Below are 11,242 nucleotides of genomic sequence, written 5' to 3' on the forward strand. Positions count from 1 at the left end.
CTGGCCGGGCACGACGTCGGCGAACGCCGGCTCCTGGCCCGGTGCCGAGCCGCGGCGCGACTTCCAGTCGGTGGGGTTCACACCAGCTACGACTATCCGCACCCGCACTTCCCCGGCTCCGGGTTCGGTCACCGGCCGATCGACGAGCTGGAGCACGGACGGATCACCGGTCAGGCTGTACACAATTGACTTCATGTCAGGGGTAACGCGGGTGGGAGTGGAAAGGTTCTCGCCTTGCTCTCTTCTCGGGCTTCGGCCCCACGACGCGCACCAGTGCGGCATCACCGATCGCGCAGGCATACCGAAAATCGCACGAAACCGCCTTCCTCACCGCGACTCCGCAGCCGCCCCGCGCCCAAGCTCGGAGCATGTCCACCCCCTTAGACGACCCCAATTTCCGAAGCGCATTCGGCGCAGCCGGCATGGTCCACCGGCCAAGCATGGCCAATGACCTTCTTCAGGAGATGGCACCGCTCTTAGCGGAAGATGGCATAGATATCAATGATCCGTCGAGTTTCGACATCGCTGCCTTGAACGCGGCACTCGCACGCGCGGTTGAGCGAGCACACCTGGAACGATTCACGCCGATCGGCGTGACCAGGTCGAATACGTTGACCGTGCTCCCAGCCGGTACAGGTGTCAGAACCCAGCCCCGAAGCACTCCGAACAGGAACAGAGGGCGACCCCGCACCGCGGGGCCGCCCTCTGGCGAAACGTCGAGCCGGTGAACCTAAACGGCCTCGGCCGCCGCTTCCTTTTCCGCCTTGCGACGAGCCTTCTCGGCGTCGAGAACGGCCTTCTCGGCCGCCTTCTCTTCGGCGATCCAGACGTCACGCTTGGCCCCGGGCACCCAGCCCTTGTCCACAACGTGGATCTGGTAGACGATCGCGACGCTGACGAGCACCACGGCGATGAGGATCGCAAGGACGACCCCGAGTCCGCCGCCCACACCGACGCTGACACCCACGAGGGTGCCGAACCAACCGAAGTCGGCGTCGCCGAAGGTGCTGTTGGCGAAGCCGAAGTCGCCGAGGACCAGCAGCAGGATGGCGGGCAGGATGGTGATGATCACGCCGTTGACGAAGCCACCGAGCATGGCACCGAGGCGTCCGCCGGTCGCGTTGCCGTAGACACCGGCTCCACCACCGGTGAAGAAGTGCGGCACCATGCCGGGGAGGATCAGTGCGAGCCCGAACATCGGGTTCAGCCAGATTGCCAGCACACCCAGCGCAAGGAGGCCACCGGCGAACGAGCTCAGGAAGCCGATGAGCACGGCGTTGGCGCCGAACGGGAACACGATCGGGATGTCGAGCGCGGGACGCGCACCGGGCACAACCTTTTCGGCGATCCCCTGGAACGCGGGGACCAGCTCGCCGAGCACGGTGCGCACACCGTAGAGGATGACCGCGACACCCACACCGAACTGCAGGGCCTGGGCAAAGGCCGCCATGATGAACGCGCCGGCGTCGGCGGAGCCGAAGATGTCGAGCGCCTCCTGCAGCGGCAGGGCGATGAGGCCCCAGATGGCGAAGACCATGTAGATGAGAACCATCGACAGTGAGGTGGCGACCATCGAGTCGCGCAGGAATTTGAGGCCCTGCGGGAACTTGATCTCTTCGGTCGACTTGCTGCGGTGACCGACGGCCTGGCCGGCGGCACCGGCAGCGATGTAGCCGAGGGTGCCGAAGTGGCCGATCGCGATGGTGTCGTTGCCGGTGATCTTCTTGGTCCAGGGGTGCGCGAACGCGGGCATGACCACCATGATCACGCCGAGCAGCAGAGCGCCGATGACGACCACGAGCCAGCCGGCGCCGTCTCCGAATCCGACGGAGAGCACCACGGTGAGCATCGTGGCCATGAAGACCATGTGGTGCCCGGTGAGGAAGACGTACTTCAGCGGGGTGAAGCGGGCCAGGGCCAGCATCACCAGGAACCCGAGGGTGAGCACGTAGGCGCTCTGGGCGCCGAACTCGTCCTGCGCGATGGCGGTGATGACCTCGTTGGTGGGAATAACACCCTGGGCACCGGTGACCGCGAGGATCAGTTTGCCCAGCGGGTCGAGGGAGCCCACCACGACGCCGGCGCCGGCACCGAGGATCAGGAAGCCGAGGGCCGCTTTGAGGGCGCCGCCGATCACCTGTCCGGCGTTGCGCTTGAGTGCCATAAGTCCGATGGCGGTGATTATGCCGATCAGGTAAGCCGGAACGTTGAGGATCTGTTGACCGATGAAGTTCAGTACGACGACGAGCCACTCCATTGTGGGAGCTCCTTATTTTGTGAGAGGGGGATGGTGAAGGGGTTACTCGACTGCGGCGGTGAGCTTCTCGGTAATCTCTTCGAGATCGAAGAAGTTCTTGATGACGATGACCTGGGCGGGCACATCGCCGAGTTCCTCGGCCAGCTCCTCCGAGGTGAGCACGATCTCGGCCGTCTGAGCGGCACCGCGAGCCACGCCCATGTCGGCGGCCTCGACATCCGCATCGATGCCGAGCTTGGCGAGTACCTTCTCGGCGTTCATTTTCAGGAGCACTGAGGTACCAATGCCCATTCCACAGACGGCGACGATCTTCATGGGGTGCCTTTCGATTAGGTGAGACAGGTGAAATAAGTCAGAAGTGGATGTCGGTGGCGCGATTCACGCGGCAGCGGCGAGTTCGCCCAGCACGGCGCGCACCTCGTCGGCAGTGCCGGCAACGGCCAGGCGCTTCATGGCGACACTGTTCGAGAGCACCCCGGCGAGCGCCTGCATCACCGCGAGGTGGGCAGCGTGGTCTTTGGCGGCCAAACCGATCACGAGGGTGACCGGGTCGTTGGCGGCGTTGCCGAACTCGACGGGGGTGGCCAGGCTGACCCAGCTCAGGCCGCCGGTGAGTACTGCGGGCGAGGGGCGGGAGTGCGCCAGGGCGATCCCGGGGGCGATGACCATGTACGGGCCGTGTTTCTCGACCGCGGCGATCATCTCGTCGGTGTAGGCATCCGTGGTGGCCCCGCCGGCCACCAAGCCGGCGCCCGCAAGACGGATAGCGGTCCGCCAGTCGGCGGCCTCCGCTTGGGTCTCGATCGACGCGAGGGCTTCGGCCAGGTTCAGTGCCACGAATGAACTCCTTTGTTGTTTTCGACGCAGCCGGCCCGCGAGGGCCGCTGAGATGACTGTATTAGCCTAAGCGATCTTTTGTCTACAAATGAACTAAAGTTTTTCGACTGGCCGACATGGGCGTGCCACCCGGCGAACGGCACGCCGACCGACGCCCGCGGGCAGAGAACCTCTCCAGATGCCGGATCAGGCGCGCGAGGTCAGCTCGCAGCGGTGCGGAGCGTGACGCCGGACACGCCGCCGCGGGTGAGACGGCTGATGCGATCGGCGTCGAACAGGGCATCCTGCGCAATGAGCGAGGCGCCCGTGACGCCGGCGATGGCGCCGAGCCGGGACTTCTCTACCACCAGCCCCTGCCGGGCGAAGTCGCGGGCGCCCGCGAAGATCGCCTCCCGGATCGCACCGAGGAAGGGCTCACCGGCCTGGGCCAGGTTGCCGCCGACGACGACGGCCTGCGGGTTGAGCAGGCCCACCACATGGGCGAGGCTCCGTCCGATCTCGGTGCCGGTCTCGGCGAGCAGGCTCAGTACCGCGAGGTCACCGTCGTTGGCGAGCCCCACGATGTCGCTGCTGGTGCGCACCTGGCGGCCCTGCCTGAGCAGCTCGCGGCGGATGACCGCGCCGCTGGCGATGGTCTCGAGCCGCACGGTGCGCTCCCCATCGGCACGCACGGCACTGAGGTCGCCGGCGCCGCCGCGGGAGCCGTGGTAGATCGAGCCGTCGAGCACGAAGGCGAGTCCCACGCCGATGCCGGCCTTGAGCACGGCGACATCGCGGTACTCACTCCCGACGCGCCGGGCCTCGGCGAGCGCCATGATGTTGACGTCCCGGTCCACGGCGAAGACGGCGTGGTCGTAGCGGCCGGCGAAGTAGTCCTGCACCAGCACGCCCTCCCATTGCGTGTCCACCTGCGGCCGGGCGAGACGCCCGGTGACGTAGTTGACCGGCCCGGGCACGCCGACACCGATGCCCACAACGTCAGCGCGGGTCTTGCCGAGCCGGTCGAGCATGTGGTCGAAGACCTGGCCGGCCCAATCGAAGATCTCGACCGGCCCTTCGCTCAGTCCGATGTCAGCCTCGTCTTCGCTGAGGATGGTGGACACCAGGTCGGTGATGGCCAGCCGGGTGTGCGATCCACCGATGTCCACGGCCAGCAGCAGGCCGGCATTCGGGTTCACGGCGAACTCCTCGGGCGGCCGGCCGCCACGGGAATCGAGTTGCCCCACGCTCATCACGATGGACGCCTGGAGAAGCTCGTCGAGGCGCCGGGCGAGGGTAACGCGCGACCAGCCGAGCTGCTCGATCAGGTCAGTGCGGGTGGTGGCACGGCCGGAACGGATGAGGTCAAGCACCACACCCGACCCGGTGGACAAAGCGTGTGCCATGGAATTCCCCTCCATCTGACGCATCCGCAAGGTTGTGAGGACGTCGCCGAACCAACTGTTTGACTTAAGTACATTTCTATACCAAAGTATCTCGCATGGCTACCGAATCAAGGAATCCCTCGTCAACGATGACGCACACCGACCTCGACGCTCGCGCCGTCGCGAGCGCCCAGGCTCTGGCCGCCCACGTGGTGCAGGCGAAAGGACACGGACACGGCGGCACCGCGATGGCATTGGCGCCATTGTCCCATGTGTTGTTCTCCCGAGTCCTGCGCCACTCCCCCGCCCATCCCGACTGGCCCGCCCGAGACCGATTCATTCTTTCGGCCGGTCACGCCAGCCTTCTGCTGTACACCCAGCTGTTCTTCACCGGCTACGGCCTCGCCCTGGACGACCTCGCCAAGAGCCGCACTCTCGGCTCGAAGACACCGGGGCACCCCGAGGTGCATCACACCGTGGGCGTGGAGATGAGCACCGGCCCGCTCGGCCAGGGTGTCGCATCCGCGGTGGGCATGGCCATGGCAGCCCAGCACGAGAGCGCCGTGTTCACCCCCGGCTCCACCCTGCTCGACCACACCACCTGGGTGCTGGCGGGCGACGGATGTCTGCAGGAGGGTGTCTCCGGCGAGGCGTCGAGCCTGGCCGGCACCCTCGGCCTCGACAACCTGGTGCTGATCTGGGACGACAACGGCATCACCATCGACTCGGGCACCGACGCGACCTTCTCCGAAGACGTTCGGGCGCGGTACCGGGCCTACGGATGGCGGGTGCTCGAGATCGACACCCCGAACGACCTCGACGCCCTGGAGGCCACCCTCCGCGCGGCGGCGGAACGCACCGGCCGCCCCACCCTCGTGGCCCTTCGCACCGTCATCGGTTCCCCCTCCCTGAAGTTCGCCGGCGCCTCTGCCGCGCACGCCGGTGGCTTCGGCGCCGACGAACTCGCCGCGGTGAAGGCAACACTGGGCTTCGCCCCTAACGCCCCGCTGCATGAGCTCGTCGCCCCCGATACCCTGGAGCACACTCGTGCTGCGCTCGCCCGCGGCGAGCACCTGCACAGCGACTGGGTGGCCGACCTCACCTCCTGGAGCACCGGCGACCCCGCAGCGGCGGCACGCTGGGCCGCCTTTCGCGGCGGGGAGTTCGACATCTCCGCCCTCGACACCGTGAACGTCGGCAGCGCCGGCGACACGATCGCGACCCGCAAGACGAACGGTGCCGTGCTCCGCACGCTGCAGGGTTCAGTCCCGCTGTGGGGCGGATCCGCCGACCTCGCCGGCTCCACCACGGTGGAGGTCGACGGCAACCGCTTCTCCGCCGCGAATCCGGCGGGTGAGTTCATCCGGTTCGGCATCCGGGAGCACGCCATGGCCGCCATTCTCAACGGCATCGCACTGCAGGGGCCGTGGCGCCCGTTCGCCTCCACCTACCTGGTGTTCAGCGATTACATGCGGCCCAGCATCCGTCTCGGCGCACTGATGGGTCTCGGCGCGGTCTACATCTACACCCACGACTCCGTCGCCGTCGGTGAAGACGGGCCCACCCATCAGCCGGTCGAGCAGATCGCATCGCTGCGCACCGTTCCGGGGCTCGACGTGGTGCGCCCCGCCGACTCCGTCGAGGTCGTCGCCGCCTGGCGCCGCATTCTCGCCTCGCCCGACCGGCCGGTCGCCCTCATCCTGAGCCGGCAGGACCTGCCCGTGCTCGAGAGCAGCGACACCACCCCCGCGGGCGTCACGGTCGGCGGATACGTGCGCTGGCAGGACGGCGACGGCGACGACGTGGCCATCCTCGCCACCGGCAGCGAGGTTCACCTCGCGATCGATGCCGCCGCCCGCTTGGCAGAGGACGGCATCTCCGCCCGGGTCGTATCCATGCCCTGTGTCGAGTGGTTCGCCGAGCAGAGCGCCGACTACCGTGAGTCCGTGCTGCCGGCGGCACTGCGCGCCCGGGTCGCCGTGGAGGCCGGCCGCGGGGATGCCTGGTATCGCTGGGTGGGCCTCGATGGGCGCGTGGTGTCGATCGAGGAGTTCGGCGAGTCGGGCAGCGGACCCGAGGTTCTCCGCCTCCACGGCATCCACCTCGACGCGGTCATCGAAGCAGCGCACGCCACCCTCGCCGCACCCGCACTCGCCACCACCTAACAAAAGCACCACTAGTTCGGGTTATGTTGCCTTACCGACAGTGACCCGTGGCCGGGCGCGACGACACATTTTGCGGCGTAGATCGGAACTCCGCCGTGCTCCGCTGTCTGGGTGAGGATGAGGACCGCCGCTGACGGCCCTATGTTCAGCAGTTTCGCTCGCGTGGGGCCAGCGTCGGTTGCGACGATCTGGCACACGCTGTTTGTGAAGACGTGGCCGTTTGCCTGCATGGATGCGAGGAGTGTCCGTGGTTCGGCGGCGATCTCCGAGAGTTCGGATGCGATTCGCGCGCTCACATCACTGAGGTAGCGCCCAGCGGGGAGATGCTCTTGAACAGTGGCCACGGGAACGCCATCCTGCAGCAAGACGCTCTCGCGGATCCAGGCGTTGGCAGCCGGGTCGAGCGAGAGCCGGTGGGACACGAAGTCTGTAACCCCTTCCAACTCGAAGCGCACCGGCTGGACAGTCAACGTCATGTTCGGGTCGGCTAAGGCGACCTCAAATGGCCGCAGCTGCTCCAGTCCGCCGTGCGGGATGAAGTCCGTTACGAATCGTCCAACTCCGCGACGGGTGACCAGTAACCCGTCTTCTTCGAGGAGCATCAGCGCCTCGCGTACGGGTGTGCGGCTGACGCCGAGCATTGCCGAGAGCTCTGTTTCCCTCGGCAGCATTTCGCCGAGCCGGAACACACCAGAGCGAATTCCATCTGCGAGCCGCGTGTAGACGGCGACTCGAATCGGCTGGCCGACGGTGAGGTAGAGCTGCTGGTGAAAGAACGGGTGCGGTTCCAAACGGGTCGTCACGAGACCTCCTTGTCACCCCGAACGTATCACATTTGATATGCTACCTGAGAGGTATAACTTCATACTATTCAGACGAAGGGGTCAACATGAGTTCAACCACCACGAGGGTCGGATCACCGTCAACGACGAAGGGCCTGTATCCCCCCACCAGCAGCACGCCGCACATCGATCCGAAGGGGGTGGACATCGCCGAGACGATCCTCCTTCCGGGGGACCCGCTGAGAGCGAAGTTCATCGCCGAGACATACTTCGACGACATCCGCTGCTTCAACGAGGTTCGCAACATGTTGGGTTTTACGGGCACTTACCGGGGGCGTCCCGTGTCCGTGATGGGCACGGGTATGGGCATCCCCTCCATCTCGCTCTATAGCTATGAGCTGATCCACTTTTTCGGGGTCAAGAACCTGATCCGGGTGGGCAGCTGCGGCGCCATGCAGAAGAACATGGAGCTCTACGACGTAGTTATCGCCCAGGGCGCGTCGACCGACTCCAACTACCTGCACCAGTTCAACCTGCCCGGTTTATGGGCGCCGCTGTCGTCGTACAGGCTGCTCGAGCACGCCAAACGGATCGCCGACGAGCGCGGTCAACGCACCCACGTGGGCAATGTGCTCTCGTCCGACCTGTTCTACGGCGCCGATCCAGACGCCATGGGGAAGTGGATGAAGATGGGCATCTTGGCCGCCGAGATGGAGTCGGCAGGTCTGTTCGCCAACGCCGCGGCCGGGGGCGTCGATGCGCTTGGCATCTTCACTGTTAGCGACCAGCTCGTCACCAACGCCAAGACCACCCCCGAGGAACGGCAGACCGCCTTCACAGGAATGATCGAGATCGCGCTGGAACTGATCTGATGAGCAACGCGACTCACGCCAAGCGTCCAACTCCGGTCTTCAACCCGACCCGGGCCGTCCCCATCCTGCTGTTCCTCTTCGTGTTTTCGCTGGTGCTGGACAATGGCTTCAAGTTCATGTCGCCGGCGCTGGCGCTGGATCTCAACCTGCCCGTCAACACTGTCAGCCTGCAAGCCACGCTGACCGGCATCCTGATCGGTATCGGTGCCGTGGTGTACGCCGCGCTGGCCGACTCGATCAGTATCCGGAAACTCATCATTTTCGCGATCCTCGTGATGACGATCGGGTCGATCGTCGGCTTCATCTTCCAGGCCAACTTCTGGCTGGTCCTGGTCGGCCGGCTGATCCAGACCGCCGGCTTGGCGGCCGCCGAGACCCTCTACGTGATCTACGTCACCAAGCATTTCAGGGGCGACGAGCAGAAGAAGTACCTGGGCTTCAGCACCGCAGCCTTCCAACTGTCGCTACTGATCGGCACCGTCGGCAGCGGCTTCATCGCCACCTACATCGGCTGGGCGGCCTTCTTCCTGGTCACGTTGCTTTCCCTGCTGACCATCCCGCTCGTGCTCCGCACGGTTGCTGCGGAGGAAACGAACGACAGCCACGTGGACGTGCTCGGGCTTTTCCTGATCGCGGTGTTCGCCACCGGCATCATCCTGTTCATGCAGAACTTCAACCCCTGGTACCTGGTGCCAGTCGTCGCGGGGCTGATCCTGTTCATCTGGCACATCCGAACCAACGACAACGCCGTGATCACCATCGCGTTCTTCGCCAACGCACAATACTCGCTGATGATCAGCGTGGTATTCGTCATCTACTCGGTCCAGCTCGGCTACACGTTCCTCTTCCCATTCCTGGTATCCGACATCTACGGCTACAACCTGGGTGAGGTCTCCCTGCTGCTGATCCCCGGCTACATCGCCGCCGTGATCGTCGGCTCGGCCACCGGCAAAATCGCCCGGTTCCTCACCTCCAAGCAGGCCATCACCACGGCGTTGATCGTGATCACCGCCTCGATGCTGATCCCGGCTCTGGTGGTGGACAAGTGGATCGGGATCTTCGTGATCTCGATGGTCTTGTTCGGCATGGGCTTCGCGTTGATGTACGGCCCACTCGTATCGACCGCCATTGGGCGGGTGCCGGTCGAGAAATCCGGTATCGCCATCGGCTTCTACAACCTCACCATCAACATGGCAGTGCCGATCGGCATCGCCTACACCGCAACCCTGATGGACCTGAAGCCCAACCTGCTCGGGGGCATCACCGGCACCGACCAGGCAGCCTCTTACGGAACGGTGTTGCTGATTCTCGCGGCGGTCGCCGCCCTCGGACTGGTGCTCTACCGCGCCTTCATCGTGGTCCTGGAGCGCCAAGGCGAACCCGCACCCGAACCCGTAACCAACTAAGGACACACCATGATTTCGACCTCCACCCTCTCCCTCAGCTCCGCGATCGTCGCCCAGCACATCGACCACACCCTCCTCAAGCCCGAGGCCACCGCAGCAGACGTGACCGCACTCATCGCCGAGGCCATCAGGCTCGGCACCTACTCGATCTGTGTCTCCCCGTCGATGCTGCCGCTCTGCATCCCCGCCGGCTCCGACCTCAAGGTCGCGGTCGTCTGCGGCTTCCCCAGCGGCAAGCACCACAGCGCTATCAAGGCCGCCGAGGCCGCCCTCGCCATCGAGCAGGGCGCGGACGAGGTCGACATGGTCATCGACATCGGTGCCGTCAAGGCCGGCCGTTTTGAAGACGTGCAGGCTGACATCGCGGCCGTGCGCGCGAGCGTTCCGGCACCGAAGGTACTCAAGGTGATCATCGAATCCGCTGCGCTGACCGATGCCGAGATCGTCGGCGCGTGCCAGGCATCCGTCGCCGCGGGAGCCGACTTCGTCAAGACCTCCACTGGTTTCCACCCCGCCGGCGGAGCGACCGTGCACGCGGTGCGCCTGATGAAGCAGACCGTGGGCGACCGAGCCGAAGTCAAGGCCTCGGGCGGGGTACGCAGCTTCGACGATGCCCTGGCCATGATCGAAGCCGGCGCGACCCGGCTTGGTGTCTCGGGCAGCGCGGCACTGCTCTCCGGTGCGTCTTCGGCCGAAGGCGCTGGCAGCTACTGACAACCGGCCGGGCTCGCACATTCCATCTTGTGTAAGCCCGGCGCGCATGTTCTTACCGGCCCACCGACACGTCGATCAACACCTTCCCGACAACGCCGCTCTCGACCAGGGCATGGGCATCCGCCGTGTGCGCGAGGTCGGTGCGGTGCAGGGGCAGCCCCGCCGCCTCCCCCACAGCCAGGGCGCCATCGACGAGGGCCGCGTTGATGTCCTCGGCCGCCGCCCGAATCACGTCGGCACCCACCGTGTAGAGCAGCACGAACTGGTAACGCACGTTGAGGCTGAAATGCTGGCGCACGTCGAGCGTCACCTGGTCGCCGCCGTTGTTGGCATAGACCGCAATCGACCCGCGATTGCGGATGACGGCCAGGTCCAGCCGCGCATTCTGGGCCGGCGCGACCTCCACGATCAGGTCCACCCCCTCCGGTGCGATCGCCCGGATCTGGGCCACGACGTCCGGGTCGGTGTAGGTGAGCACGTGCTGCGCGCCGGCGGCCGTGGCGAGCGCCGCTTTCGCCGGCCCGCTCACAGTTGTGATGACGGATGCCCCCGCCCACCGCGCCAGCTGGATCGCCGCGTGCCCGACCGCACCTGCTCCGCCGGCCACGAGCACCACCTTGCCGGTCAGGGCGCCCGGGTGCAGCCGCCGCGGTCCATCCTCGGCGACCGTCAGCGCGCGGTACGCCGTGATCGCCGGCACTCCGAGGCTCGCGCCCTGGTCGAAGCTCGCGTTCGCGGGCAGCAAGAAGACGCGCTCCGCTGGAAGCATGGCGTACTCCTGAGCCGAGCCGCTGTTCGCGCGCTGATACGCGGCGAGCGCCAGCCACACCCGGTCGCCCACGCCG

At 66.1% G+C, this 11,242-nt stretch carries 10 protein-coding genes and 1 pseudogene; 4 read left to right on the plus strand and 7 right to left on the minus strand.

The window, feature by feature from the left end; genetic code table 11:
• From CXY79_RS00215 to CXY79_RS00235, 5 genes and pseudogenes are all read right to left on the minus strand, one after another.
• Nucleotides 1-195 (minus strand): annotated as a pseudogene (locus CXY79_RS00215) (NADPH:quinone reductase); the annotation flags it as partial.
• A 535-nt stretch (nt 196-730) separates the two neighbouring features.
• Nucleotides 731-2,257, minus strand: a complete 1,527-nt coding sequence (locus CXY79_RS00220; RefSeq protein ID WP_104099162.1) for a PTS ascorbate transporter subunit IIC — start codon at nt 2,255-2,257, stop codon at nt 731-733.
• A gap of 42 nt (nt 2,258-2,299) precedes the next feature.
• Nucleotides 2,300-2,572, minus strand: coding sequence for a PTS sugar transporter subunit IIB (locus CXY79_RS00225; RefSeq protein WP_104099163.1), 273 nt, complete (start codon nt 2,570-2,572; stop codon nt 2,300-2,302).
• 63 nt (nt 2,573-2,635) lie between these two features.
• Nucleotides 2,636-3,094 (minus strand): PTS sugar transporter subunit IIA, encoded by a 459-nt coding sequence (locus CXY79_RS00230; RefSeq protein WP_104099164.1) that lies wholly within the window; start codon nt 3,092-3,094, stop codon nt 2,636-2,638.
• Between the two features lie 200 nt (nt 3,095-3,294).
• Nucleotides 3,295-4,479 carry an ROK family protein gene (locus CXY79_RS00235; protein WP_104099165.1) on the minus strand — a complete coding sequence of 395 codons (1,185 nt, stop codon included), beginning with the start codon at nt 4,477-4,479 and terminating at the stop codon, nt 3,295-3,297.
• A 128-nt stretch (nt 4,480-4,607) separates the two neighbouring features.
• On the opposite strand from CXY79_RS00235, the gene tkt reads away from it, so the two are divergent.
• Nucleotides 4,608-6,623, plus strand: coding sequence for a transketolase (gene tkt, locus CXY79_RS00240; protein ID WP_233191087.1), 2,016 nt, complete (start codon nt 4,608-4,610; stop codon nt 6,621-6,623).
• Between the two features lie 11 nt (nt 6,624-6,634).
• Here tkt and CXY79_RS00245 read toward each other — a convergent pair whose 3' ends face one another.
• The gene (locus CXY79_RS00245) at nt 6,635-7,426 is read right to left on the minus strand and encodes a GntR family transcriptional regulator (protein WP_104099167.1); all 792 of its coding nucleotides are present in this window, start codon (nt 7,424-7,426) and stop codon (nt 6,635-6,637) included.
• 86 nt (nt 7,427-7,512) lie between these two features.
• Between CXY79_RS00245 and deoD the strand changes: the two genes are divergently transcribed.
• From deoD to deoC, 3 genes are read left to right on the plus strand one after another with little or no spacing between them, the layout of a single operon-like run.
• The gene (gene deoD / locus CXY79_RS00250; protein WP_104099168.1) at nt 7,513-8,277 is read left to right on the plus strand and encodes a purine-nucleoside phosphorylase; all 765 of its coding nucleotides are present in this window, start codon (nt 7,513-7,515) and stop codon (nt 8,275-8,277) included.
• Complete coding sequence (locus tag CXY79_RS00255) at nt 8,277-9,683, plus strand: MFS transporter (RefSeq protein WP_104099169.1); 1,407 nt, start codon at nt 8,277-8,279, stop codon at nt 9,681-9,683. Before deoD ends, CXY79_RS00255 begins: the two co-directional genes overlap by 1 nt.
• Nucleotides 9,684-9,692: 9 nt before the next feature.
• Entirely contained in the window at nt 9,693-10,397 is a 705-nt protein-coding gene (deoC, locus tag CXY79_RS00260) for a deoxyribose-phosphate aldolase (protein ID WP_104099170.1), read from the plus strand.
• A gap of 52 nt (nt 10,398-10,449) precedes the next feature.
• Here the strand turns inward: deoC and CXY79_RS00265 are convergent.
• Nucleotides 10,450-11,242 (minus strand): zinc-binding dehydrogenase (locus tag CXY79_RS00265; RefSeq protein ID WP_104099171.1); only part of this gene is annotated, 793 nt, incomplete at its 5' end.

It is taken from the genome of Cryobacterium sp. M96, from assembly GCF_002929845.1.
Classification (GTDB): domain Bacteria; phylum Actinomycetota; class Actinomycetes; order Actinomycetales; family Microbacteriaceae; genus Cryobacterium; species Cryobacterium sandaracinum.

Coding starts and splice junctions, on each gene's coding strand:
- CXY79_RS00220 (WP_104099162.1), bottom strand. CDS start 2,257: ATGGAGTGGCTCGTCGTCGTACTGAACTTCATCGGTCAACAGATCCTC.
- CXY79_RS00225 (WP_104099163.1), bottom strand. CDS start 2,572: ATGAAGATCGTCGCCGTCTGTGGAATGGGCATTGGTACCTCAGTGCTC.
- CXY79_RS00235 (WP_104099165.1), bottom strand. CDS start 4,479: ATGGCACACGCTTTGTCCACCGGGTCGGGTGTGGTGCTTGACCTCATC.
- tkt (WP_233191087.1), top strand. CDS start 4,608: ATGACGCACACCGACCTCGACGCTCGCGCCGTCGCGAGCGCCCAGGCT.
- deoD (WP_104099168.1), top strand. CDS start 7,513: ATGAGTTCAACCACCACGAGGGTCGGATCACCGTCAACGACGAAGGGC.
- CXY79_RS00255 (WP_104099169.1), top strand. CDS start 8,277: ATGAGCAACGCGACTCACGCCAAGCGTCCAACTCCGGTCTTCAACCCG.
- deoC (WP_104099170.1), top strand. CDS start 9,693: ATGATTTCGACCTCCACCCTCTCCCTCAGCTCCGCGATCGTCGCCCAG.